18 protein-coding genes are annotated in these 24,532 nt (G+C 68.9%); 10 read left to right on the top strand and 8 right to left on the bottom strand.

Going from position 1 to position 24,532, the window contains the following annotated elements; translation table 11 throughout:
* Nucleotides 1-262 precede the first annotated feature (262 nt).
* A complete protein-coding gene (gene glgB / locus OG496_RS38010) occupies nt 263-2,749 on the top strand; it encodes a 1,4-alpha-glucan branching enzyme (RefSeq protein ID WP_405976796.1) in 2,487 nt (828 codons plus the stop codon).
* Between the two features lie 181 nt (nt 2,750-2,930).
* On the opposite strand, the gene OG496_RS38005 is transcribed toward glgB, so the two are convergent.
* The 6 genes from OG496_RS38005 to OG496_RS37980 all read right to left on the bottom strand — a co-directional run bounded on the left by OG496_RS38005 (nt 2,931) and on the right by OG496_RS37980 (nt 10,089).
* A complete protein-coding gene (locus OG496_RS38005) occupies nt 2,931-5,165 on the bottom strand; it encodes a HelD family protein (protein ID WP_405976795.1) in 2,235 nt (744 codons plus the stop codon).
* A 157-nt stretch (nt 5,166-5,322) separates the two neighbouring features.
* Nucleotides 5,323-5,634 carry a thioredoxin gene (gene trxA / locus OG496_RS38000; protein ID WP_399387641.1) on the bottom strand — a complete coding sequence of 104 codons (312 nt, stop codon included), beginning with the start codon at nt 5,632-5,634 and terminating at the stop codon, nt 5,323-5,325.
* 17 nt (nt 5,635-5,651) lie between these two features.
* A complete protein-coding gene (locus OG496_RS37995; protein ID WP_366489970.1) occupies nt 5,652-6,038 on the bottom strand; it encodes a MerR family transcriptional regulator in 387 nt (128 codons plus the stop codon).
* Between the two features lie 29 nt (nt 6,039-6,067).
* Nucleotides 6,068-7,582 carry an AAA family ATPase gene (locus OG496_RS37990; protein WP_405974077.1) on the bottom strand — a complete coding sequence of 505 codons (1,515 nt, stop codon included), beginning with the start codon at nt 7,580-7,582 and terminating at the stop codon, nt 6,068-6,070.
* A gap of 68 nt (nt 7,583-7,650) precedes the next feature.
* Entirely contained in the window at nt 7,651-8,415 is a 765-nt protein-coding gene (locus tag OG496_RS37985; RefSeq protein ID WP_366490402.1) for a DUF2127 domain-containing protein, read from the bottom strand.
* A 246-nt stretch (nt 8,416-8,661) separates the two neighbouring features.
* Nucleotides 8,662-10,089 (bottom strand): cation:dicarboxylate symporter family transporter, encoded by a 1,428-nt coding sequence (locus OG496_RS37980; protein ID WP_405974076.1) that lies wholly within the window; start codon nt 10,087-10,089, stop codon nt 8,662-8,664.
* A gap of 232 nt (nt 10,090-10,321) precedes the next feature.
* Between OG496_RS37980 and OG496_RS37975 the strand changes: the two genes are divergently transcribed.
* The 3 genes from OG496_RS37975 (at nt 10,322) to OG496_RS37965 (ending at nt 14,045) form a co-directional block, all read left to right on the top strand.
* Nucleotides 10,322-11,572 (top strand): RNA-guided endonuclease InsQ/TnpB family protein, encoded by a 1,251-nt coding sequence (locus tag OG496_RS37975; RefSeq protein ID WP_405974075.1) that lies wholly within the window; start codon nt 10,322-10,324, stop codon nt 11,570-11,572.
* An 86-nt stretch (nt 11,573-11,658) separates the two neighbouring features.
* The gene (locus OG496_RS37970; RefSeq protein WP_405974074.1) at nt 11,659-13,368 is read left to right on the top strand and encodes an ATP-binding protein; all 1,710 of its coding nucleotides are present in this window, start codon (nt 11,659-11,661) and stop codon (nt 13,366-13,368) included.
* A complete protein-coding gene (locus OG496_RS37965; RefSeq protein ID WP_366489965.1) occupies nt 13,365-14,045 on the top strand; it encodes a response regulator in 681 nt (226 codons plus the stop codon). Before OG496_RS37970 ends, OG496_RS37965 begins: the two co-directional genes overlap by 4 nt.
* On the opposite strand, the gene OG496_RS37960 is transcribed toward OG496_RS37965, so the two are convergent.
* Complete coding sequence (locus tag OG496_RS37960; protein WP_405974073.1) at nt 14,035-14,589, bottom strand: hypothetical protein; 555 nt, start codon at nt 14,587-14,589, stop codon at nt 14,035-14,037. The genes OG496_RS37965 and OG496_RS37960 overlap by 11 nt on opposite strands.
* 79 nt (nt 14,590-14,668) lie before the next feature.
* Between OG496_RS37960 and OG496_RS37955 the strand changes: the two genes are divergently transcribed.
* The 5 genes from OG496_RS37955 to OG496_RS37935 all read left to right on the top strand — a co-directional run bounded on the left by OG496_RS37955 (nt 14,669) and on the right by OG496_RS37935 (nt 20,889).
* Nucleotides 14,669-15,565 carry a 5'-methylthioadenosine/S-adenosylhomocysteine nucleosidase gene (locus OG496_RS37955; RefSeq protein WP_405974072.1) on the top strand — a complete coding sequence of 299 codons (897 nt, stop codon included), beginning with the start codon at nt 14,669-14,671 and terminating at the stop codon, nt 15,563-15,565.
* 61 nt (nt 15,566-15,626) lie between these two features.
* On the top strand, nt 15,627-17,591 hold the full coding sequence (locus OG496_RS37950) for a tetratricopeptide repeat protein (protein ID WP_405974071.1): 1,965 nt from the start codon (nt 15,627-15,629) through the stop codon (nt 17,589-17,591).
* Nucleotides 17,592-17,663: 72 nt separating this feature from the next.
* A complete protein-coding gene (locus OG496_RS37945) occupies nt 17,664-19,067 on the top strand; it encodes an extracellular solute-binding protein (RefSeq protein WP_405974070.1) in 1,404 nt (467 codons plus the stop codon).
* A gap of 16 nt (nt 19,068-19,083) precedes the next feature.
* Entirely contained in the window at nt 19,084-20,046 is a 963-nt protein-coding gene (locus tag OG496_RS37940) for a carbohydrate ABC transporter permease (RefSeq protein ID WP_405974069.1), read from the top strand.
* A 3-nt stretch (nt 20,047-20,049) separates the two neighbouring features.
* Nucleotides 20,050-20,889 (top strand): carbohydrate ABC transporter permease, encoded by an 840-nt coding sequence (locus OG496_RS37935; RefSeq protein WP_405974068.1) that lies wholly within the window; start codon nt 20,050-20,052, stop codon nt 20,887-20,889.
* On the opposite strand, the gene OG496_RS37930 is transcribed toward OG496_RS37935, so the two are convergent.
* On the bottom strand, nt 20,879-22,990 hold the full coding sequence (locus OG496_RS37930) for a tetratricopeptide repeat protein (protein WP_405974067.1): 2,112 nt from the start codon (nt 22,988-22,990) through the stop codon (nt 20,879-20,881). The genes OG496_RS37935 and OG496_RS37930 overlap by 11 nt on opposite strands.
* 883 nt (nt 22,991-23,873) lie before the next feature.
* Here OG496_RS37930 and OG496_RS37925 point away from each other — a divergent pair.
* Entirely contained in the window at nt 23,874-24,503 is a 630-nt protein-coding gene (locus OG496_RS37925; protein ID WP_405976794.1) for an XRE family transcriptional regulator, read from the top strand.
* Nucleotides 24,504-24,532: the final 29 nt, after the last annotated feature.

Here is a 24,532-nt window from a genome sequence, read left to right as displayed (position 1 = left end):
TCCGGCCGACGCCTCAGAGCCGGCCACGCCCCTGGCCCCGGTCACCACTCCGACTCAGACCCAGCCTCCGACTCCGGCCAACACCTCGGAGTCGCCGGCACACCTGCCCACCGCGCAGACCTCACCCACGCCACCGGCCTCGGCCGACGCACCGAAGCTGACCGAACCGCAAACGCCGACCACTGCCCCGAACCTGCCCACGCCGCCGACCCCGCTCACCGAACCGGCCCCGCCCGCCGCTCCAGCTGCGACGCCGGTCCCGCTGGCGGCGGCGGATGACACCCCGGAGCCGACCACCCCGCCGACGCCGACCACGACACCGGCCTCGCCCGCAACTCCCGCTTCGGCACCGACCCCGCTGACAGCCGCGGCTGACACCCCGAAGGCACCCACTCCACCGACCTCGCCCATACCATCGGCCTCGGCCGAAGTCTCGAAGCCGACCACACCCACGACCCCATCGGCTCCGCCGGCAGCGCCCGCCACCACGCCGCAGTTGGCCACACCGCCCACCCCACCGACCTCCCCCAACCCAACCCCCACCCCTCCCCCGACCCTCACCATCTCCCCCGCCCTGGACGCCACAGACCGCGACCGTCTCCTCCACGGGACCCACCACGCCCCCCACTCCGTACTCGGCGCCCACTCGGTCCCCGGCGGAGTCGCCTTCCGGGTGTTCCGGCCGTTCGCGCTTGGAGTGACCGTCGTGGCAGGCCAGTTGAAGGCCGAGTTGCATGACGACGGGGACGGGTTCTTCTCCGGGTTGCTGCCGCTGCAGGGCGTGCCGGAGTACCGGCTCGCCGTGGCCTACGAGGGCACCGTGCAGGAGGTCGAGGACGCGTACCGGTTCCTCCCCGCGCTCGGTGATCTGGATCTCCACCTGATCGGTGAGGGACGGCACGAGGAGCTGTGGCAGGCGCTCGGGGCGCGGACGATGACGCATCAGGGGGTCGCCGGTACCCGGTTCACCGTGTGGGCGCCGGACGCGCAGGGCGTACGCCTCGCCGGTACCTTCAACTTCTGGGACGGGACGGGCGCCCCGCTGCGCTCACTCGGCGGCACCGGTGTCTGGGAACTGTTCCTGCCGGGCATCGGCGAGGGCGAGCTGTACAAGTTCGAGATCACCCGGCCCGACGGGTCGAAGACGATGCGCGCCGACCCGATGGCCCGCCGCACGGAGGTCCCGCCCGCCACGTCCTCGATCGTCCACGCCTCGCACTACGAGTGGAACGACGAGGAATGGCTCGCCCAGCGCGCCGAACTCCCCGCCCACAAGGCCCCCCTCTCCGTCTACGAGCTCCATCTCGCCTCCTGGCGCCCGGGCCTGACGTACCGTCAGCTCGCCGAGCAACTCCCCGCCTACGTCAAGGACTTGGGCTTCACCCACGTCGAGATGATGCCGGTCGCCGAGCATCCGTACGGTGGTTCCTGGGGCTACCAGGTCACCGGCTTCTACGCCCCGACCGCCCGCCTCGGCACCCCCGACGACTTCAAGTTCCTGGTCGACGCGCTGCACCAGGCCGGGATCGGCGTCCTGATGGACTGGGTCCCGGCCCACTTCCCGCGCGACGACTGGGCGTTGGCCGAGTTCGACGGCCGCCCCCTGTACGAGCACGAGGACCCACTCCGGGCCGCGCACCCCGACTGGGGCACCCTGGAGTTCGACTTCGGCCGCCGCGAGGTGCGCAACTTCCTTGTGGCGAACGCCGTCTACTGGTGCGAGGAGTTCCACATCGACGGCCTGCGCGTGGACGCGGTCGCCTCGATGCTCTACCTCGACTACTCACGCGAACCGGGCCAGTGGACCCCGAACGAGCACGGCGGCCGGGAGAACCTCGACGCCGTCGCCTTCCTCCAGGAGATGAACGCGACCGTCTATCGGCGGGTGCCTGGTGTCGTGACGATCGCCGAGGAGTCCACCGCCTGGGACGGCGTCACGCGCGCCACTCACCACATCGGACCCGGCGGATTCGGCGGCCTGGGCTTCGGGTTGAAGTGGAACATGGGCTGGATGCACGACTCGCTCGACTACATGTCGCACGAGCCCGTCCACCGCAAGCACCACCACGGCGAGATGACGTTCTCCATGGTCTACGCCTACAGCGAGAACTACGTCCTCCCGATCTCCCACGACGAAGTCGTCCACGGCAAGCGGTCGTTGGTGTCGAAGATGCCCGGCGACTGGTGGCAACAACGCGCCAACCTCCGCGCCTACCTGGCCTTCATGTGGGCCCACCCCGGCAAGCAACTCCTCTTCATGGGCCAGGAGTTCGCCCAGGGAGCCGAGTGGTCCGAGACCCACGGCCCCGACTGGTGGCTCCTCGACCCGGCGTACGGCGCCGAGGCCGACCACCGGGGCGTACGCGACCTCGTCCGCGACCTCAACACGGTGTACCGCCGCACCCCCGCCCTCTGGCAACTGGACACCGACCCGTCCGGCTTCCAGTGGATCACCGGCGACGCAGCCGAGGACAACGTCTTCGCCTTCCTCCGCTACGACACCGACGGCTCCCCCCTCCTCGCCGTCAGCAACTTCTCCCCCGTGGTCCGCCACGACTACCGCCTGGGCACCCCCGACGACATCCCCGCCTGGCACGAAACCCTCAACACCGACACGGCCCTCTACGGCGGCGGCGACATCACCAACCCGGACCCCATCAAGCCCGAACCCCAACCGTGGCACGGCCGCCCGACGAGCATCCGAGTGACCTTGCCGCCGTTGGCGACGGTCTGGCTGCGCCCGGCATAGCAACCTGGCGTTGTAAGTGCCGGTAGGCAAAATCCAGCCTGTCCGGCACTTACTCACGCCGGCCGGCATTACTCAGCCCGTCCGGCGCTTGAGGACGAGGCCGTTCAGGCCGACGGGGGTCTGGGGGCGCAGCCCCCAGGACGCCCACACCAACACCGCCCACCAACACACCGTCACCCCGTCACACCACCCCCGCTTCCGCCAAGCTCAGCGGCAGCGCCCCCGTATGCAACACCCCCAACCGCTGCGTAGCCCGAGTAAGCGCCACGTACAAGTCACTCGTCCCGTACCGCCCCGGCTCGACGACCAACACCGAGTCGAACTCCAGCCCCTTGGCCTGCCGAGGATCAAGCAGAACGACACTCCGCGTCAGATCCGGCTCGGCGCCGGCCGTCACCCCGTCCAGCCGCGCCGCCAGCCTCCGATGCAGATCACGAGGCGCGATGACCGCCAAACGCCCCTCGGCAGGCGTGAGTTCACCCACGGCCTTGGCCACCGCACCCGGCAGATCGTCAGTGGCCCGCACCCAGGGCCGTACACCTGTGGACCGCACCGAACTCGGCGGCTCGAAGCCCGGGTTCTCCGCGCGGACGACCGCCGCCGCGAGGTCCATGATCTCGGCGGGGGTGCGGTAGTTGACGCCGAGGCGGGTGTGGTCGTAGCGGTCCTCGACGTACGGGGCGAGGATCTCCGACCAGGAGCCGACGCCCGCCGCCTCCGCCGTCTGGGCCGGGTCGCCGACCAGGGTCATCGACCGCGTGGGACTCCGCCGCATCAGCAACCGCCAGGCCATCGGGGAGAGTTCCTGCGCCTCGTCGACGATGATGTGCCCGAACGCCCACGTCCGGTCGGCCGCCGCGCGCTCGGCGGCGCTGCGGTGGTCGTCCTCCTCGTGCCGCTCCGCGAAGCGCTCCGCGTCGATGATGTCGTGCGCGGACAGCACCTCGGAACCCTCGGGATCGCCCTCCTCCTTGTCCTCGAACTCGAACGTCCGGGACGCGAAGGACACGTCCAACACGCCCTGCGCGAACGACACTTGCTCCTCCCGCTCCCGCTGGGCCCGGGCCAGCCGCACCCGGTCGTCCCGCCCGAGAAGCTCCGCGGCCTCATCCAGCAGCGGTACGTCCGCCACGGTCCACTCGCGGGTCACCGGGCGGCGGATGGCGTCCGCGTCGTCGTCGGAGACGTAGCCCACGGGGTCGGCGAGGAAGTCCGCGACGAGGTACTGCGGGGTCAGTCGCGGCCACAACTGGTCGATGGCGGCCCAGACTTCGGGGTTCTCGGCGAGTTCGTCGCGGATCTGGGTGACGTCGCTGGGGTCGAGGAGGTTGCTGCCGTCGAAGGGATCGGTGCCGATGCGTTCGGCGAACAGTTCGGTGAGCGTGTTGAGGATGTGGCCCTCGAAGTGCTCGCGGGCCGCGTTGTGCGGGAGTTGGGCCTCGCGGGCGCGGTCGCGGGCGACCCGTACGAGACCGTCGTCGAGCATCAGGATCTCGCGGTCGTGCTCGATCGCGATCACCGGGTCGGGCAGCGACTGCCAGTCGCGTACGACGGCGGCGAGGACGTCGGCCATGTCGGCGCGGCCCTTCACGGCGGCCGCCGCCCGGCTGTCGGTCGCCGTCGCCTTCACTCCCGGGAACAGCTCGCCGACGGTCGCCAGCAGCACGCCGGTCTCGCCGAGGGAGGGCAGCACCTCGCCGATGTAGCCGAGGAACGCGGGGTTCGGGCCGACGATCAGGACCGCGCGCTTGGCGAGTAACTCCCGGTATTCGTAGAGGAGATACGCGGCCCGGTGCAGCGCGACGGCGGTCTTGCCGGTGCCGGGGCCGCCCTCGACGACGAGCACCCCGCGGTAGGGCGCGCGGATGATCTCGTCCTGTTCGGCCTGGATGGTCTGCACGATGTCGCTCATCCGGCCGGTGCGCGCGGAGTTGAGGGCGGCGAGCAGGACGGCGTCGCCGCTCGGGTCCTCGTGGCCGGTGCGGGTGACGTCGCCGAGGTCGAGGATCTCGTCGTGCAGGGCCGTGACGCGGCGCCCGTCGGTGGTGAGGTGCCGACGGCGGCGCAGGTCCATCGGGGTGTGGCCGGTGGCCAGGTAGAAGGGGCGGGCGACGTCGGCCCGCCAGTCGATCAGGATCGGCGTGAGGTCGGCGTCGTCGGAGCGGATGCCGATACGGCCGATGTGGTGGGTGGTGCCGGAGGTCAGGTCGATCCGGCCGAAGCAGAGCGAGCCGTCCACGGCGTTCAGCGCGGCGAGCAGCCCCGAGCGCTCGGCGACCAGGATGTCCCGCTCCAGCCGGGCCTGCATGGGCGTGTTGCCCTGCCCGAGCGCGTCCGTGACGGAGTCCTCGGTGGCGCCGCGCAGCGCGTCCACGCGTGCGTACAGACCGTCGATGAATTCCTGCTCACCGTGAATTTCATCGCTGTTTGACAATTCCACTCCCGGACATATATACTGTGCTCACTAAGCCTCTTTGCGACTCAATTCCCGTGAAGTCGCGAACCATTGAATATACGCAAAGAAATCCCCCGAGCGCAATTGCTCGGGGGATTTCTTTGCGTATCGGGCGGGATCAGAGCACGTCGGAGAGCTCCTCCAGCAGCCGACGCTTGGGCCGGGCCCCCACCATGGCCTTCACCGGCTCACCGCCCCGGAAGACCATGAACGTGGGCATCGAGAGAACCTTGTAGGCGTTCGTGGTCTCCGGATTCTGATCGACGTTCAACTGCACCACTTTCAGCCGATCCGCCTCCTCGGTGGCCAGGGCCCGCAGCACCGGCCCCATCTGCCGGCACGGCGGACACCAGTCCGCCGTGAACTCCACCAGCACCGGCAACTCGGCCCCGATCACCTCCGCCGCGAAATTCTCGTCCGTCACGTCCATTACGTGGGTCACGTCGATCACAGTTCATGCCCTCCCAGTTCGCACAACGGCACCGGCTCCTCGACCGTCGCCAGCCGCACCCCGATCTCCGCGCGCACCGCCTGCAACTCCCCGATCAGGGAATCCAGTTCGGCCAGCTTCCGCCGGTAGACGGCGAGCGAGGCCGGGCACGAGTCGCCCTCCGGATGCCCGGCCCGCAGACACTCCACGAAGGGCCGCGTCTCCTCCAGGTCGAACCCGAAGTCCTGCAAGGTCCTGATCTGCCGGAGCAGCCTCAGATCCCCCTCGTCGTACGTCCGGTACCCGTTGCCGCCCCGCCGCGCGGGCAACAGCCCCCGCGCCTCGTAGTAGCGCAGGGCCCGCGTCGTGGTCCCGGCCCGCGCGGCCAGCTCGCCGATTCGCATGCCTACGACGGTAATCCTTGACGTCGGCGTCAGGGCAAGGCCGGCTCGTCCCCGTCCGCGCTCTCGCCCTCCCCGCCGTCCCCGGCCCCACGCACCCCGAGCAACCGGCGCGTCAACTGGTCGCGGTCGGAGAGGAGTTCGTCGAGGGCCGCGCGGAGATCGGCGGGTTCCGTGCGTGCCGACTCCCGCTCGGCCGCGATCAGCACGGACCGTCGTACCAGCTCCTTCGTGAAGGACGCCGTCGTGCCCTCCGTGCGGGTCACCACCTCGGCGGCCACCGCCTCGTCGAGGTCCAGGCCGGTGCCGTAGAGGTCGAGGAGGCGGGCGCGGCCCGGGGCGTCCGGGAGGGGGATCTCCACGGCGAGGTCGACGCGGCCGGGGCGTTGGATCAGGGCCGGTTCGAGGAGGTCGGCTCGGTTGGTGGTGAGGAGGAAGGCGACGTCGGCGTCGTCGCCGAGGCCGTCCATCTCGTTCAGGATCTGGAAGAGCAGGGGCTGTTCGCCGCTGCCGTGGTCGCGGGCCTCGGCGATCAGGTCGCAGTCCTCCAGGACGACGAGCGCCGGCTGGAGCATGCGGGCCAGGGCGCAGGCGGGGCCGATCGCCTCGATGCTCGTGCCGGACAGGACGACGACCGTGAACTGCGGGAGGTGGGACAGGAGATAGCGGATCGTGTGGGTCTTGCCGGTGCCGGGCGGGCCGTAGAGGAGGAGGCCGCGGCGCAAGTGCTGGCCGGCGGCGCGGAGTTGCTCGCGGCGGCGGGCCACGCCGACGACCTGGCGCTCGACGCGTTCCAGGAGGCCCTCGGGGAGCACGATGTCGTCGCGGGTGAGGGTCGGACGGCGGTGGAAGCGGAACGGGCCGAGGCCGTGGCCGAATTCGGAGCCCTCGAAGGAGAGGACCTGGCCGCGGAAGATGTTGTGCTCGCGCACGAGCACGTCGATCTGGGCGAGCAGCCGGTCCGCGAACTCCTTGTCCTGCGCGAGGACTTCGATCTCGACCTTGTCGCGCCCGTACTCGTCGGCCGGGCCGCGCAGCAGCACCGCGAACCGGTCCTCGCCGTCCGCGCCGAGGTAGAACCCGCAGGAGACACAGGCGAGTTCGTCGTCGGGCGAGACCGGCAGGTGGGCGTAGTCGACGGCGCCGATGGTGAACCGGTCGTGGCGGTCGGCGGCTTCGAGGATGTCGCCGAGGGTGAGGTCGGTGCGGTTCTGCGCGCCGCGCATGCCGACGAGTTCGTAGGAACGGCCCTCCCCCGCGAACCAGTGCTCCAGCGCGAGTTGCACGTTCGGGAGGTCGTACGGCGGATACGCGGCCTTGACGACGGGCCGGTCGCCGGGGGCGGAGCCGAGGTGGGCGCGGAGGCGTTCGGTGAGGTTGCGGGCGGGGTCGTAGTCCTTGGTCCTGGGGCGGGCGACCGCGGCGAGGAACTGGTAGAAGAGTTCGCTGATCTGCTGCAACGAGAGGGGTGAGGCCTCGCGTTCGGCGCCGTATCGGCGCTCGTACTCGGCCTCGCTCATGAACTCCACTCCGCCCGGTTCGCCCATGTCTGCCTCCGTAAAGCCCAGGTTCCGATGTTTCGGACCAGGGTGTCAGACCATGAGCCCCGCGGACGTCAGACCATGACGCCGGCCGAGGTCTCCACCTCCAGCAGGGACGCGCTCTCCCGCTCCTCGTCGAAGGCCTTCCGGCCGCCGCGCAGCCCGAACAGCCGCTTGGCGAGGGCGATATAGAGGACGGCGAGTATGTTGAGGACGAGGGTGGCGATCTTCAACCAGCTGATGTGTTCGGTGAGTTCGTAGATCTCCAGCGGCAGGAACGCGGCGGTGGCGACCACCGTCAGATACTCCGCCCAGCGCTTGGCGTACCAGAGCCCGCCGGCCTCGACGAGTTCGATCAGCGCGTACGCCAGCAGCAGGACGGCGACCAGGACCAGCGTGGAGTGCTTGTAGCCGAAGGTCTTCTGGATGGTGCCGACGATCGGCGAGTGGTCGAGGTCGTAGTGGAAGTGCCTGAAGACGGGCCGGAAGACGTCGAGGTACTCGTCGAAGAGCTGGCGCACCGAGTCCTGGCTGTTGCTGAACTTCCACACGGCGGCGGCGACCAGCACGATGAACACCCCGCGCACGGCCCGCTCGATGGCGAGGAACCGCAGGATGAACAGGTCCCGCAGCACCTTCCCGCGCGGCACCAGCGGGGCCTGGTCGGCGGGCCCCGAACCGTGCGGTTCGCCGAGGACGAAGTCGCCGCAGCGCAGACAGCGCCAGGCCTCCCCGAACCCGGTCTCGGCGCGCAGCCGTTCCCGCAGTGCCGTCTCCTCGGGCGCGTACGTCGCGTGCCCGTGCCGTGCGCAGTGCCGCCGGTCCCAGTCGATCTTCATGCCCATGGCCCCCGTGACTCCCACCGAACGCGAACGTGCCGTGCGCGCCGGAGGTTTCCGGCACGGCACGGCACGCTAGTGCATCCACGTGAGAGTCGGCCGTAAGGGGCCGGAACAGCGGGTGACGCGAGGTGGACCGGGCGGCTGAGCGACGGGGGGACACCCAGCCGCCCGGAGTCCGTGGGGCGTCCGGGCCGTGTTCAGGCGGGTCCGGGCGCCCCGCTTCGGGGGAGCGTCGACGAAGGCTCAGGCCTTGGCGAGTTCCTTCTCGCCACCCTGCTCGGGTACGGCGTCGAGGTGGTCGTCGCCGTCCTTCGCGTCGAGCAACGTCTTCTCGTCGAAGGGGAGTTCACCGGCGAGGACCCGGTTCACCCGCTCCTTGTCGACCTCGCCGGTCCAGGTGCCGATGAGCAGCGTGGCGACGGCGTTGCCGGCGAAGTTGGTGACCGCGCGGGCCTCGCTCATGAAGCGGTCGATGCCGATGATCAGGCCGACACCGTCGACCAGGGCCGGCTTGTGCGACTGCAGACCACTGGCGAGTACGGCGATACCGGAGCCGGAGACACCGGCCGCGCCCTTGGAGGCGACCATCATGAAGAGCAGCAGGCCGATCTGCTGGCCGATGCTCATCGGCTGGTCCATCGCGTCGGCGATGAACAGCGAGGCCATCGTCAGGTAGATCATCGTGCCGTCGAGGTTGAAGGAGTAGCCGGTCGGCACGGTGATGCCGACGACCGGGCGGCTGACACCCAGGTGCTCCATCTTCGCGATGAGCCGCGGCAGCGCGGACTCGGAGGACGAGGTGGAGACGATCAGCAGGAACTCACGGCCGAGGTACCGCAGCAGCTGGAAGAGGTTGACCTTGGCGACCAGCTTGGTCAGCGTGCCGAGCACGACCACGATGAACAGGAAACAGGTGACGTAGAAGCCGGCCATGATCGTGCCCAGTGCTTTGAGCGCGTCCATACCGGTCTCGCCGATCACGGCGGCCATCGCGCCGAAGGCACCGACGGGCGCGGCCCACATGATCATGCCGAGGATGCGGAAGACCAGCTTCTGGATGTACTCGACACCGCGCAGCACCGGCTCGCCGGTCCGGCCCATGGCCTGCAGCGCGAAGCCCGCGAGGAGCGCGATCAGCAGCGTCTGGAGGACCTGGCCCTCGGTGAACGCCGACACGAAGGTGGTCGGGATGACCCCGAGCAGGAAGTCGACCGGGCCCTCGGCGGCGGCCTGGGCCTGCGTGTGTCCGACGCCCTTGACGGCCTCGGTCAGGTGCATGCCGCTGCCCGGGTGGATGATGTTGCCGACGACCAGGCCGATGGCCAGCGCCACGAACGACATCGCGATGAAGTAGGCGAGGGCGAGCCCGCCGACCTTGCCGACCTGCGCGGCCTTCCGTACGGAGCCGACGCCGAGCACGATCGTGCAGAAGATGATCGGCGAGATCATCATCTTGATCAGCGCGACGAAGCCGGTACCGAGCGGCTTGAGCTCCTCGGCGAAGTCCGGCGCGGCGAACCCGACGGCGATGCCGAGGGCGACCGCGACGATCACCGCGATGTAGAGGTAGTGGGTGCGGTCCCGCTTCACGGGCGGTGCTGCGGGTGCGGCAGGTGCGGGTGCGGGGGTGCTGGCCACGGCTGCCCTCCTTGACGACGTCGTCGGCATCATCCGGCGTGCGGCTCACGACCGGCGGAACCCGGGTGGCGAGTGCGGCTCACGTCCGGGGTTGGGGATTGCAAGCGGTCCGCGCAGATCTCACTGATGCGCTGATCTCTGTGCGGACCGGTCCGGGAGACGGCTGCTTCCGGGGGTTGCGGTGACTATCTCCCGGCTTGTGAGGGCGGTCACCCTTGCGTTCATTAAGTCCACGGCTCACACACTGTCCTGCTAGTTTCTGAGAATGACCGAGCCTGTTAAGCGGGCCTTCAAGTACCGCTTCTACCCGAGTGACGCACAGGTAGCTGAGCTGATGCGCACGTTCGGCTGTGTCCGCACGGTCTACAACCTGGCTCTTCAGGCCCGCACCTCCGCCTGGTTCACCGAGCGGCGTCGGATCAACTACGTCCAGACATCGGCTCTGCTGACCGCGTGGAAGAAGACCGAGGAGTACGCCTACCTGGCCGAAGTCTCCTCGGTTCCCCTGCAGCAGGCGTTGCGGCACCTGCAGGGAGCATTCACGAACTTCTTCGAGAAGCGCTCCGCCTATCCGCGATTCAAGTCCCGGAAGAAGTCCCGCAACAGCGCGGAGTACACGCGCTCGGCGTTCGTCTACCGCGACGGTCGACTGACCCTGGCGAAGATGCGGGAGCCGCTGGACATCGCATGGTCCCGGCCTCTGCCGAAGGGGCAGGTACCGTCGACAGTGACGGTGTCACGGGACAGCGCGGGACGCTGGTTCGTCTCGATGCTCTGCGAAGACGCTTCGGTCAAGGCGCTCCCGATGAGCCGCGCGGCAGTGGGCATCGACGCGGGCATCACTTCGCTGGTGACTCTGTCGACCGGCGAGAAGGTGGTCAATCCGAAGTTCGAGAAGAAGGACCGGGCAAGACTGGCCCGCGCGCAGCGAGAGCTGTCCCGCAAGGAGAAGGGTTCCAGGAATCACGACAAGGCCCGCACTCGGGTCGCACGGGTCCACGCCCGGATCGCCGACCGGCGCCGGGACTTCCTGCACAAGCTGTCCACGCGTCTCGTTCGTGAGAACCAAACGATCGTGATCGAGGATCTCGCCGTCCGGAACATGCTGAAGAACCGCACGCTCGCCCGTGCGATCTCCGACGCCTCATGGGCCGAACTGCGTTTCATGCTGGAGTACAAGGCCCGGTGGTACGGCCGCGAACTGATCGCGGTGGACCGCTGGTATCCGTCGAGCAGGACCTGCTCGGCCTGCGGCCATCTGGTCGCGAGACTGCCGCTGAACATCCGGGAATGGACCTGCGCCGCATGCGGGACACACCACGACCGGGATGAGAACGCGGCAAAGAACGTCCTGGCCGCCGGGCTGGCGGTGTCGGCCTGTGGAGCCGGTGTAAGACCCCAACGGAGAGTCTCCGGGCGGGCGGCCGGTGTTGAAGCAGGAAGTCTTCGAAGGAGCGTCGGACAGCGACGCGGAGTCGGAGAGTCCCCCTCCGCGGAGTCGGGAGAGGCCAATTAGTTCATGCTTGCCCCACCGGGCCACGGGGCGTAGATGCGGGAATCAGAGGGGTGAGCTGCAGACAGACGGGGAGGCACACTGATCCCATGCGCATTCCCCGCGTCCCCCGCCCCCGCAGCCTCGCCGGCCAGCTCTTCGGCATGCAGGCCGTGCTGATAGCGGTCGTCGTCGCCGGGTACGCGCTGTTCACCTACGTCAGCGACCGCAGCCAGGCCGAGGACGCGGCCGGCCGCCAGGCCATGGCGGTGGCGCGGTCGGTCGCGGACTCGCCGTCGGTGATCGCGGCGATCGGTACGTCGAACCCCACCGCGCACCTGGAGTCGTACTCCCTGAAGGTCCAGCGGGACACCCAGGTCGACTTCATCACGATCATGAACCCACAGGGCATCCGCTGGACGCACCCGGACAGGACGCAGATCGGCAAGAAGTTCCTCGGCCACATCGGGCCCGCCCTGAAGGGCGACTCCTTCACCGAGACCTACACGGGCACCCTCGGCGCGTCCGTCCGCGCGGTCACTCCCGTCTACGGCACCGACGGCATCCGGATCATCGGCCTGGTCAGCGCCGGTATCAAGGTGGAGGCGATCACGCAGCGGGTGCAGGACCAGGTCACGGCGCTGATCGGGGTGGCTGCCGGCGCCCTGGCACTGGGTGCCGTGGGGACGTACGTCGTCAACGCCCGCCTGCGCCGCCACACCCACGGCATGAACGCGACCGAGCTGAGCCACATGCACGACTACCACCAGGCCGCGCTGCACGCGGTGCGCGAAGGGCTGCTGATGCTCGACGGTCAATACCGGGTGGCGCTGATGAACGACGGCGGGCGGGAGCTGCTGGGCGTCGGCCCGGACGTGGACGTGGTGGGCCGCTCGGTCGCGAGCCTCGGCCTGCCGGCACCACTGACGGGCGCGCTGCTGTCCTCCGAACCGCGCGTGGACGAGGTACATCTGACGGCGTCCCGGGTGCTGGTGGTGAACACCTCGCTGGTGTCGGGCGGTGAGCGTCGCGGAACGGTGGTGACACTCCGGGACGTCACCGAACTCCAGTCCCTGATGGGCGAGTTGGACTCCGAGCGGGGCTTCACACAGGCGCTGCGGTCACAGGCCCACGAGGCGGCGAACCGCTTGCACACGGTCGTCTCGCTGATCGAGTTGGGGCGCGCGGAGGAGGCGGTGGACTTCGCGACGGCCGAGCTGGAGCTGGCCCAGACGCTGACCGACCAGGTGGTCTCGGCGGTCAACGAGCCTGTGCTGGCTGCCCTGTTGCTGGGCAAGACGGCCCAATCGAACGAGCGGGGCGTGGAGTTGGTCGTATCGGAGGACAGCGGCCTGGACGACGGCCTGCTGCCGGATTCGCTGCCCGCACGGGACCTGGTGACCATTTTCGGGAACCTGATCGACAACGCGGTGGACGCGGCGCAGGGCAGCCTGCGGGCGCGGGTCACGGTGACGGCGTGCACGGAGGCGGGCGCGGACGGCTCCGCGCTGGTACTGCGGGTCGCGGACACGGGGGCGGGGGTGGATCCGGCGCACGCGGAGGCGGTGTTCCAGCGAGGCTTCTCGACGAAGCCGGCGGGGCCCGGTGGCCGGGGCTTGGGGTTGGCGTTGGTGCGGCAGGCGGTGAACCGGCATGAGGGGACGTTGACGGTGGCTGAGGCGGAGGAGGGCGGGGCGGTGTTCGAGGTGCGGTTGCCTTTGTGGGGGGTGGGGAGCGAGGGTTCGAGTCCCGGTTCCGGTGAGGCTTCTGGTGCCGGTGAGGCTTCTCGTGCTGCTGTGTCCGGAGGTGGTGACGCATGACCGGCGAACCGATCCGCGTCCTCATCGTCGAGGACGATCCCGTCGCCGCCGACGCGCATGTCATGTACGTCGGCCGGGTGCCGGGGTTCGTGGCGGTGGGCAAGGCGCACACGGGGGCGGAGGCGCGGCGGGCGCTGGAGCGTACACAGGTGGACCTGTTGCTGCTTGACCTGCATCTGCCGGACGCGCACGGGCTGCAACTCGCGCGGTCCTTGCGGGCGGCCGGGTATCACGCCGACGTCATCGCGGTGACCTCGGCGCGGGATCTGGCGGTGGTGCGGGAGGGGGTCTCGCTGGGGGTCGTGCAGTACGTACTGAAGCCGTTCACGTTCGCCACGCTCCGGGACCGGCTGGTGCGGTACGCCGAGTTCCACGCGGCGGCGGGCGAGGCGAGCGGTCAGGACGAGGTCGACCGGGCACTGGCGACTCTGCGGGCACCCTCCCCTGCGGCACTGCCCAAAGGGTTGAGCGCGCCGACGCTGGAGCGGGTGACGGTCGCCCTGCGGGACTGCGGGGAGGGACTTACCGCAGCCGGGGTGGCGGAGGCCGTGGGGATCTCGCGGATCACTGCTCGACGGTATCTGGAGCACTTGGTGGAGGCGGGACGGGCGGCGCGGAGTCCGCAGTACGGGACTGTGGGGCGGCCGGAGTTGCAGTACCGGTGGGTCAAGGGGTAGGCGGGCGGGGCGAGTTGAAGGGCCGCGCGTAACTGAGGACCTGGTGGCCGAGCCCGACGACGATGAGCGCCTCGGCCACGGACAGGACGAGCAGGCCGGAGGACGTCTGACCCGCGAACCAGTAGACGACGAGCCCGGCGAGCGGAACGACGCAGAACGCCAGCAGGTCGATCACACACTGGATGACCTTGCGGGAACGGCGGCGGCTGTCGGAACGGTGGGCGGTCTCCCAGTCGAAGACCGCCTGGGCGTCGGTGAGCTCGGCGAGCCGGGGCCCAAGGTCGTCCCGTACATACGTCCCGATCGCGGAGATCTTCTCGTCGTTCATGAGGTAGGTCCAGCCGAGCACGACACACACCGGGGGCAGCGCGAGCAGCATCTCGGACTGCTTGGCCTGGGCCGCGGCGGCGATGACGGCGGCGACGACGGTGAGGGTGACGTAGAGGAGGTTGTCGCGGAAGCCGATACGGGTCTTCTGCTCGTCCTTGACGGTCTGGTACTCGGCGAGGAGCAACTGGCCCACGGTGACGTCACGTTCCGGCATTGCCCTCGTCTCTCCCCCGAGTGGTGCCAACACAGCATCTGCGCAGGCGACTTGGAAGTACCTTAAGGGAGTGTCTGAGATGCCCGAGTTGCAACCCACTGTCGCGGTGCTGACCGCGCTGCCGCTGGAGTACAAAGCCGTACAGGCCCATCTCAGGGACGTACGGAAGCGGGAGCATCCGCGAGGCACCCGGGCCGCGGTCGGCCAACTCCCCGGCACACCCTGGTCCGTCGCCCTGGTCGAGATGGGCGAGGGAACCCTGACGGCCGCCGCGCTCACCGAGCGCGTGATGACGTGGCTGGAGCCGCAGGCGGTGCTGTTCGTGGGGGTCGCCGGGAGCCTGAAGAGCGACATCGGCCTGGGCGACGTAGTGGTGGCGACGAAGGTGTACGGCATCCACGGCGGCAAGGAAACACCGGAGGGTTTTCTCGTACGGCCGGAGGTATGGCGGGCGTCGCACCGGCTGACCGCGGCCGCCCGGGAGGCGCTGCGCGACGACCCCCATGCCCACCTGAAGCCGATCGCCGCGGGTGATGTCGTCCTGGCCGCACCGCGGTCCGCGCTCGCGGAGCACCTGCGGAAGCACTACAACGACGCGGCGGCCATCGAGATGGAGGGCTCGGGGGTCGTCAGCGCCGTGCATCTCGCCGGCGGGGACGCGCTGGTGATCCGGGGCATCAGCGACCGGGCCGACGCGGACAAGTCCCTTGCGGACGGGGAGGGTTGGCAGCCTCGGGCCGCGGAGAACGCGGCGGCTGCGGCGGTGGCGGTGTTGCGGGAGCTGCGGCCGTTTGGTGGGCGTGGGCGGGTGGGGGGTTCCGACAGGGAGGGCGAGGACTCCGAGGAGGGGCCCCATCGGGGGGCTACGGGGGCGGCGGGGGCCACGGGGGCCGCGTACGGAGGGGATCACCTCGACTTTCGGGGGAGCACCTTCAACGGGCCCTTCATTGCGAAACGGGTGGACCGGGAGCGGTAGCGACTCCGGACGCGGGTCCGTTCACGGGCCGGTGCCGGTTGCCACGGCCGCATTGCCTGCGGTGCCTGCGGGGTTCACCGGGCGGGACGAGGACTTGGCGCGGCTGTATCCCGTACTGGACCCGGCTGCGGAGTCCGATCTGCCGGTGGTGATCTGCGCGGTGTCCGGGCTGGGCGGGATCGGGAAGACGTCGTTGGCGTTGTGTGCCGCGCACCGGGCGGTGCGGGACGGGTGGTTTCCGGGCGGGACGTTGTTCGTCGACTTTCGGGGGTACGACGAGGATCCCGTTACGGCGGATCAGGCGGTGGTCGCGTTGTTGGACGGGATGGGGGTGCGGGGGGCGGATCTTCCGCAGACGGTGGCGGGGCAGTACGGGCTGTATCGGAGGCTGTTGGCGGAGGAGCGGCGGTCGATGTTGTTGTTGCTCGACAATGCCTCGGACCCGGCGCAGGTGATACCGCTGATTCCTGGAACCGATCATCACCGGGTGCTGGTCACCTCCCGGGACCGGCTCACGGAGCTGGACGCTCAGTTGATCGACCTTGATGTCCTCAACGCGGAGGATGCCGCCGACCTCGTCGACAGATCCTTGCGGCTCAGCGACCGCAGCGACGATCGGGCGACGCGCGAACCGGAGGCTGTCTCGGAGCTCGCCACGCTCTGCGGCCATCATCCGCTCGCGCTGAGGATCATCGCCGGCATGCTGCGCAAGCGCCGCCACAGGTCCGTCGCATCCCTCGTGGACGAGTTGCGGGGTGCCGAGGATCGGACGGCGGCTGTCGGACTCCGTCCGGTCTTCGAAGCGGCGTACCGGCAACTGCCGTCCGAGCAGGCCAGGTTGCTGCGTCTGCTCGCTCTGGCTCCGGCGGCCGAAGTCGGCAGTGAAATGGCCGCCGCACTGGCAGACCTGAGCGTCGACCGGACGTTCGCCCTGCTCGAAGAGCTCGCGGCAGCCCACCTTGTGACGCCTGCTCCAACAGGGGCGGACGTGCGGTGGCGGTTGCATGACTTGGTGCGGGTGTTCGGGGTGGGGGTGGTGAAGGGGGATGCGAGGTTGTGGGAGGAGGGAGAGGCGGCGCGGGAGCGGGCGCTGGAGTTCTATCTGCGGTGGGCGGAGGCGGCGGATGACCGGCTGCAGTGGCTGCCGGGGATGCCGAAGCCGGAGCGGTTTGCGGATCGGACGACGGCGTTGGCGTGGCTGGACTCGGAGCGGGCGGGGCTGGCGGCGGCGGTGCAGTGGGCGCGGGAGGAGCGGTACGCGAACACGGCGGTGCGGCTGTCGCAGTGCCTGTCGGAGTATCTGAACTGGCGGCGCTCTTTCGACGACTGGATCACGGTGTGCGGTGCCGCGCAGGAGGCCGCCCACCGCGCCGGTAACCAGGTGAACGAGGCCATCGCGTGGAACGACCTCGGCATCGCCCTACGGGAGACGGGCCGGGCGGAGGAGGCGATCGACGCCCACACCCGCGCCCGCGACCTGTTCCAGACCGTCGGGGACCGCCCCCGCGAGGCCGTCGCCTGGAACCACCTCGGCGGCGCCCTGCGGGAGACGGGCCGGGCGGAGGAGGCGATCGACGCCCACACCCGCGCCCGCGACCTGCACGAGGCCGAGGGGGACCGGCACCGCGAGGCCACGGCATGGAACAACCTCGGCTTCGCTCTGTGGGAAGCGGGCCGGACGGGGGAGGCGATCGACGCCCGCGCCCGCGCCCGCGACCTGTACCAGGCTGTCGGGGACCGTCGTCGCGAGGCCATCGCGTGGAACAACCTCGGCGCCACCCTGTGTGACACGGGCCGGGTGGAGGAGGCCGTTGAGGCATACAAGAAGGCCCTGGAGGGCTACCGAGAGTTCGGGGACTGGTACGGGACGGGCAACACCCTCTCCAACCTGGCTCTCGCCCACCAGGACGCCGCCCGCCCCACCGAGGCCCGCGCCCACTACCTCCAGTCCGCCGCCGCCTACACCCGAGCCAACGCCCCCACCGAAGCCGCCACCGCCCAATCCGCCGCAGACGCATTGACCTGACTAGACCACTCCACTTACCTTCACCGGGCAGCCATCCGCCCAGGCCACAACGTAGTGAGCCCGTAGGAGGTCATGCCCGTGCGCCCCACCGCCGCCCGCCCCCACCGAACTGCCCTACTCACACCCCTAGTTGCTCTCGCCGCCCTCTCCCTCGCCGCGACAACCCTCACCGCGTGCAGCAGCGGTTCCGGCAGCAGCCCCGACACCGTCAAGATCTCCTTCAAGCAGTCGACGGACAACTCCATCAAGGTGATGGACACCTATCTCGCCGACATGAAGAAGCAGTTCGAGAAGCAGTACCCCGGCAAGAAGGTCGAGCTCGTCCCGATCAAGGCCCCGGACTCGGAGTACTACACCAAGCTCCAGCAGATGCTCCGCTCGCCGAAGACGGCCCCGGATCTGGTCTACGAGGACACGTTCCTCATCAACAGCGACATCACCTCCGGCTACCTCAAACCTCTCGACTCGTACCTCAACAAGTGGCCGGACTGGAACCAGTTCATCGACACGGCGAAGTCCGCCGCCAAGGCCGAGGACGGGAAGACGTACGGCGTCCCGGACGGCACGGACACCCGGGGCCTCTGGTTCGACAAGGGGATCTTCAAGAAGGCGGGTCTGCCCGCGAATTGGCAGCCGAAGACGTGGGACGACGTCCTCGCCGCGGCCCACACGATCAAGCAGAAGGTCCCGAACGTCACCCCGCTCAACGTCTACACGGGGAAGCCGGCCGGCGAAGCGGCCACCATGCAGGGCTTCGAGATGCTGCTCTACGGCACCAACGACGGCACCACGGACCCCCTTTACGACAAGTCGTCGAAGAAGTGGATCGCCGGGGGCCAGGGTTTCAAGGACGCGCTCTCCTTCGTCCACACGGTCTACAAGGAGAAGCTCGGCCCGGACGTGTCCGACGCCCTCGACCCCAACATCCAGACCTACGTGGCCGGTGAACTCCTCCCCAAGGGCAAACTCGGCATCGCCCTCGACGGATCGTGGCTGCCGCAGGCGTGGTTGAAGGGCAGCGGTCATGAATGGCCGGACTGGTCAAAGGAGTTGGGGCTTGCGTACATGCCCACCCAGCAGGGCCAGGCCCCCGGCAAGGTGAGCATGTCCGGCGGCTGGACCTGGGCGATCCCCTCCAAGGCCGGAAACCCGGACCTGGCCTTCGACTTCATCAAGACGATGCAGACGAAGGCGAACGCGGAGAAGTGGTACATCGCCAACTCCGGTATCTCCGTGCGGAAGGACGTCGCCGCCGACCCCGCCTACGCGACCGCCCAGCCCGGCATCAAGTTCTTCACGGACCTGGTCGCGAGCACGCACTACCGCCCCGCCTACCCCGCGTACCCGAAGGTCTCCACCGCCATCCAGGAGGCGATGGAGGGCGTGACGACGGGCGACATGTCGGTGAACAAGGCGGCGAGTTCGTACGACGACGAGCTCAAGTCCGCCACGGACAACCAGGTCACCGAGAAATGAGCGGCGGCAACCGCCGATGACGACAACACCGCAGCACGCGGGCCCGGGCGTGACGAAAGTCCCCTCCGGGCCCGGCGGCCCCGACGCCCCGATTCCCCAACTCCCCACCACGAAACGCCCGTTCACCCAAACCCTCACGCGCCTCCTCCCCCTCTCCCCCGCCCTGGTCCTCCTGCTCCTCTTCCTGGCCGTCCCGATCGGCTACTGCGCCTACATCGCTTTCACCAACCTCCAACTCACCGGTCAGGCCCACCCCTCCTTCGTCGGCTTCGCGAATTTCCGCACGGCCTTCAAGGACTCGGAATTCCTGAACGCCGTATGGCTGACGCTGGTGTTCACGGTCCTGTCGTCCCTGATCGGTCAGAACACGATCGGCCTGGCCCTGGCCGCACTGATGCAGCGCGCGTCGAAACCGGTGCGCACACTCACGGGCGCGATCGTGATCACGGCATGGGTACTCCCGGAGGTCGTCGCCGGCTTCCTCCTCTACGCCTTCTTCCGCCGCGAGGGCACCCTGGACGCCATCCTGGTCTGGCTCCATCTCCCCTCCCAGAACTGGCTGTTCACGCTTCCGATCCTGGCGGTGTCCTTCGCGAACGTGTGGCGGGGAACGGCGTTCTCGATGCTGGTGTACTCAGCGGCCCTGAACGAGATCCCCAAGGAGATCACGGAGGCGGCGGAGGTCGACGGCGCGAGCGGCTGGCGCCGGATGTGGCACATCACGCTGCCGATGATCCGCCGCTCGATCGGCACGAACCTGATGCTGAACACCCTGCAGACCCTGTCCGTCTTCGGCCTGATCTGGGTGATGACGAGAGGCGGCCCGGGAAACAAGAGCCAGACCCTCCCCCTCTACATGTACGAACAGGCCTTCCAGAACAGCATGATCGGCTACGCCACGGCGGTCGCGCTGCTCCTGCTCCTGGTCGGCTCGCTCTTCTCGGTGATCTACATGCGCCTGCTGCGAACGGAGGTCTGACCCATGGCACTCACCCTCTCCTCCCGCCGCAAGAGCCGACGCCTGGCGGCGGACGCGGGGCTGCTGGTGGTCGCGGCGACGTTCGCGCTGCCGCTGCTCTGGGTGGTCCTGTCGTCCCTCGACGCCCACGCGGACCTCAAGGTGAAGGCCCCCGACGGCCTGACCCTGGACAACTTCCACGCGATCCTGAACTCGGACATCACCTTCACGCCCCTGCTCAACAGCCTGATCCTGTGCGGGTTCGGAACGCTGCTGACGGTGGTGTGCGCGGCGCTGGCGGCATACCCGCTGTCCCGGTTCCGCTCGCGCCTGAACCGCCCCTTCCTCCTGACGATCCTCTTCGCGACCAGCCTTCCGATCACCGCGATCATGGTGCCGGTGTACGCGTTGTTCGTCCAGGTGAACCTCATCGACACCATGCAGGGCACGATCTTCTTCTTCGCCGCGTCCCAACTCCCCTTCGCCATCTGGCTGATGAAGAACTTCATGGACGGCGTACCGAAGGAGTTGGAGGAGGCCGCGTGGACCGACGGCGCGTCGTCCCTTCAGTCCCTCGTGCGGATCGTCCTCCCGCTGATGGGACCGGGCGTCGCGGTCGTGACCGTCTTCTCGTTCGTGATGATGTGGGGGAACTTCTTCGTCCCGTTCATGCTGCTGCTCACGCCGGATCAGATGCCGGCGAGCGTGAGCATCAATGAGTTCTTCGGGAATCGGGGGATGGTGGCTTATGGGCAGCTGGCGGCGTTTTCTGTTGTTTATTCGACGCCGGTGATTTTGTTGTATGTGCTGGTGGCGAGGCGGTTGGGTGGGGGGTTTGCTTTGGGTGGGGCGGTTAAGGGGTGATCGCTTGGGCCCAGGTGCGGGCTTGGGCAGCTTCGGTGAGGGAGTTGGCTCGGGTGTAGGCATCGGCGGCTTGGACGTAGCAGGCGCAGGCCTCGGCGGGGCAGTCTTCGCTCTCGTAGGCGAGGGCGAGATTTTGGAGGGCTGTGCCGGCCCGGTACTCGTCCTTGAACTCCCGGTAGATCATCAGAGCCTTCTTGTGCGCATCGATCGCCTCCCCCGTCCGGTCCGCAAGCTGAAGGGCGAGGCCAAGGTTGTTCCACGCCGTGGCCTCGAAGTGACGGTCCTCGATGCCCCGGTACAGCTCACGGGCACGGGTGTGCGCATCGATCGCCTCCCCCGCCGGGCCTGCCTCCTGCAGGGCGAGGCCGAGGTTGTTCCACGCCATGGCCTCGCCATGACGATCACCAACGCCCCGGTACAGCTCACGGGCACGGGTGTGCGCATCGATCGCCTCATCCACCCGGCCCACCTCCCGCAGGACGACGCCAAGGTTGTTCCACGCGTTGGCCTCATGGTCACGATCCCCGGAAACCTGAAACAAGGTACGGGCGCGCACGTGCGCATCGATCGCCTCCTCCACCCGGCCCACCTCCCGCAGAGCGTTGCCGAGGTTGCTCCACGCGATACCCTCGCCCACCCGGTTACCGGCGCGATGGGCTGCCTCCCCGACGACACCGCACACCGTGATCAAGTCGTCGAAAGAGCGCCGCCAGTCCAGATACTCAGCCAGGGCCTCGGACAGCCGCACCGCCGTGTCCGCGTACCGCTCCTCTCGTGCCCACTGCACTACCGCCACCAGCCCGGCCCGCTCTCCGTCGAACCACGCCAACGCTTCCGCCCGATTCCCGAACCGCTCCGGTTCCTCCGCACCTGGCAACCACCGCAACCGGTCATCAGCCTCATACGCCCACCGGCAGTAGAGCTCCAACACTCGCTCCCGCGCAGCCTCCCCCTCCTCCCACAACTCCTCCTCATCCTTGACCACCCTCAGCCCAAACGCCCGCACCAAGTCATGCAACCGCCACCGACCACGCCCACTCCCTCTCTCAACAAGGTGGGCGCGACACAACGCATCAAGCACACGCACCGGTGCAGCATCCGCCCCGTCCAACGCGGCGACGACCTCAGCCGTCACCTCGGGCCCCGGAGCCAGAGCCAACAGCCTTAGCAACCGCGCCTGTTCAGCCGACAGACGCCGGTACGACAGGTCAAAGGCGGCCCGCACGCTGCGCTCGCCGTCGTCGAGGTGCAGAAGCCGGTCACCGGACTCGGTGAGTTCCAGCACGAGTTCGGCCACAGGCTTGTCCCTATCTAGGACAAGCAAGGCCGCGGCGATCTGAAGAGCCAGGGGCAAATGCCCACACAGCAAGGCGAGTTCGGCAGCCGCCTCACCCTCATTCACCACCCGCGCATCATCCCGAGCGGCGATCCGCAACGCTCGGTCCAGAAGGTCGTACGCCTCCTCCGGACTCAACTCCCCCAACGCCAGCAGCCGTGCCTCCAGTTGAGGCAACTTGCTCCGCGAGGTGGCGAGCAGCCGGTGCCGCACACCCCCGGGATGCAACGGACGCACCTGCTCCGCCGCCGACGCGTTGTCGGCCAGGACCAGCACAGCCCCCAACTCCCGCTCCCGCGCCGCAAGCACCGATCGATACAGCGCGGCCCGCGCATCAACCCCATTGGGAATGTGCTCCGGAGGCGTCCCCAACCCCCTCAGCAGAGTCTCCAGCGCCTGTTCCGCCGTAACGCGATCATCGTCGTACCCATGCAAGTTGACGAAGAGCACCCCACCCGGAAACCACCCCTTGGCACAGGCTTCATGCACCGCCTCCACCGCGAGCGCGGTCTTGCCGATACCGCCGAGCCCGGACACCGCCGCGACCAACACCGCTCCCGGCGCCTCGCCCCCATCCGGGTCGAACGCGCCCAGCAGCTCAGCGAGTTGGTCACCTCGACCAGTGAACCCGGCCGCCTTCGGAGGCAGGGCATCCAGCGCGGTGGGCGCCAGCCCATGCTGGTGGTACTCCGCCTTCACGGTGAAGGGCCCGTTGACCTCCACGCCCCGGAAATCCTGGTGATCCCCGCCGTACTGCTCGCCCATCGTGCCGTCCCCGTGCCGCTGCCCCCGAATCGCGTGCCAACACGGTACGCCCACGAACCCCGCCCACGGTCGCCGTCCCGACCGCACAGCCGCCCGAATACACGGCAGTGCGTGCCCACCTGAGGGACACCGAGAAGCGGGTACACCCGACCGGCGCGCGTGGTTCAAGCCGGACGCGGTGTTCTTCGTCGGTACGACGGCAGGGTGACCCCAGACGTCTGACAGTGACGCCCTATGTCACCTCGGCCTACGCACAGCAACCCCAATTCGACCGCAGCCACGCCGAGTTGCACGCCACGGGCCTACAACTCCTCTACGGCGAACGCGGCTTCGCGCCGAACCTCCCCGGGCAGGGCAGACCGAAGGAGTTCCTCTGGGGGCACCTGAACGACCCGACCACCACCCCACCGGACACCCACCATCGAATTCGCGCCACCCCCCACTTCCCCCCACACCCGATCACCACCCCCACCACAAACGCACTCCTCTTCGACCCCCGCCCAAACACCCGACGCCGACCGAAGAGCCCCCGGCAGCCCCACGCCCTCGCCGCTCCGACGAATGGCAAGGTAGAGCGGCATATGCACCGCCCATCAATCGCCTCCCGCACCCCCACGGCCACCACTCAGCGTCACGACACACCCCCGTCGCACCCCCGGGCGATCACTCCCCACCCGCCCCCACGCACCCCCACACGACCGAATCCGTACGTTCCTACAATCCGTAATCCTGGCCGAACAGACCGTAGTCACCGCACTCAGGCACCCCTAGCTTGTGGCCCGTGCGCCGACCCCCAGCTCAACCCAGCCAGTCCACGCCGCCGACACCGCCCACTCCGCCCTTCAACGCGCCCGCCGCCCACCGGCTCCGTACCGCTCTCAACATGGGCCCGGAACACGTGGCGTACGGCATGCGTGCCTCGTACGGGCTGCCTTACGTCACGCCTGACCTGGTCATCGCCTGGGAGCGTGGGCTCACCGCGCCCTCCGGTCCCGAACTCACCGCGCTCTCGGGCGTGTTGTGGTGTTCCCCGGCCGAACTCATCGGCAAGCCACGCACGCTGCGTGAGCATCGCCTCGCGCGCGGCCTCGCGCCGGAGGACGTCGCGCGGGCCGTCGGGCTCGAACTCCTCGCGTATCTGCGGATGGAGGAGCACGACGAGTGGCGCGGTACCGAGCGCCAGTCCTCCGCGCTCGCCGATCTCCTCGACCTCTCGCTGCCCGACTTCATCAGCGTCACCGGGCGCGACAGCAGACTCGCGGAGTTGCTGCGCAGCGCCATGACCACGCGGTGGCAGGCGTACGTACGCCAGATCGGCAAGATGGTGCCCCTGGACCGGCGGCTCCTGGAGGACTCCCTCCAGGAGTTGCACGAGGACTACCAGGCGCAGATGGTGGCCACCCTCAGCTGGGGCGGCGGCAACTCCGCCGTCGAGGCGGGCGAGGCCGGCCGGGACTTCCTCGACCAGATCATCAGCCGTTTCTGGTCCATGGTCGAGAGGAGCACCTACTGAACGCCCAACTGAAGCCCCAGACGCACAAG

Source organism: Streptomyces sp. NBC_00988 (assembly GCF_045162645.1).
GTDB lineage: Bacteria > Actinomycetota > Actinomycetes > Streptomycetales > Streptomycetaceae > Streptomyces.
Note: the sequence above shows the minus strand (reverse complement) of the source record. Positions and strands in the feature narration are given on the sequence as shown.

Excerpts from the sequence above, each read along its gene's own strand:
- OG496_RS37935 (WP_405974068.1), top strand. The coding sequence starts at position 20,050 with ATGGCACTCACCCTCTCCTCCCGCCGCAAGAGCCGACGCCTGGCGGCG.
- OG496_RS37930 (WP_405974067.1), bottom strand. The coding sequence starts at position 22,990 with ATGGGCGAGCAGTACGGCGGGGATCACCAGGATTTCCGGGGCGTGGAG.
- OG496_RS37970 (WP_405974074.1), top strand. The coding sequence starts at position 11,659 with ATGCGCATTCCCCGCGTCCCCCGCCCCCGCAGCCTCGCCGGCCAGCTC.
- OG496_RS37955 (WP_405974072.1), top strand. The coding sequence starts at position 14,669 with ATGCCCGAGTTGCAACCCACTGTCGCGGTGCTGACCGCGCTGCCGCTG.
- trxA (WP_399387641.1), bottom strand. The coding sequence starts at position 5,634 with ATGGACGTGACGGACGAGAATTTCGCGGCGGAGGTGATCGGGGCCGAG.
- OG496_RS37965 (WP_366489965.1), top strand. The coding sequence starts at position 13,365 with ATGACCGGCGAACCGATCCGCGTCCTCATCGTCGAGGACGATCCCGTC.
- OG496_RS37940 (WP_405974069.1), top strand. The coding sequence starts at position 19,084 with ATGACGACAACACCGCAGCACGCGGGCCCGGGCGTGACGAAAGTCCCC.
- OG496_RS37975 (WP_405974075.1), top strand. The coding sequence starts at position 10,322 with ATGACCGAGCCTGTTAAGCGGGCCTTCAAGTACCGCTTCTACCCGAGT.
- OG496_RS37960 (WP_405974073.1), bottom strand. The coding sequence starts at position 14,589 with ATGCCGGAACGTGACGTCACCGTGGGCCAGTTGCTCCTCGCCGAGTAC.
- OG496_RS37990 (WP_405974077.1), bottom strand. The coding sequence starts at position 7,582 with ATGGGCGAACCGGGCGGAGTGGAGTTCATGAGCGAGGCCGAGTACGAG.
- OG496_RS37985 (WP_366490402.1), bottom strand. The coding sequence starts at position 8,415 with ATGAAGATCGACTGGGACCGGCGGCACTGCGCACGGCACGGGCACGCG.
- OG496_RS37980 (WP_405974076.1), bottom strand. The coding sequence starts at position 10,089 with ATGATGCCGACGACGTCGTCAAGGAGGGCAGCCGTGGCCAGCACCCCC.
- OG496_RS37945 (WP_405974070.1), top strand. The coding sequence starts at position 17,664 with ATGCCCGTGCGCCCCACCGCCGCCCGCCCCCACCGAACTGCCCTACTC.
- OG496_RS37925 (WP_405976794.1), top strand. The coding sequence starts at position 23,874 with ATGGGCCCGGAACACGTGGCGTACGGCATGCGTGCCTCGTACGGGCTG.
- OG496_RS37995 (WP_366489970.1), bottom strand. The coding sequence starts at position 6,038 with ATGCGAATCGGCGAGCTGGCCGCGCGGGCCGGGACCACGACGCGGGCC.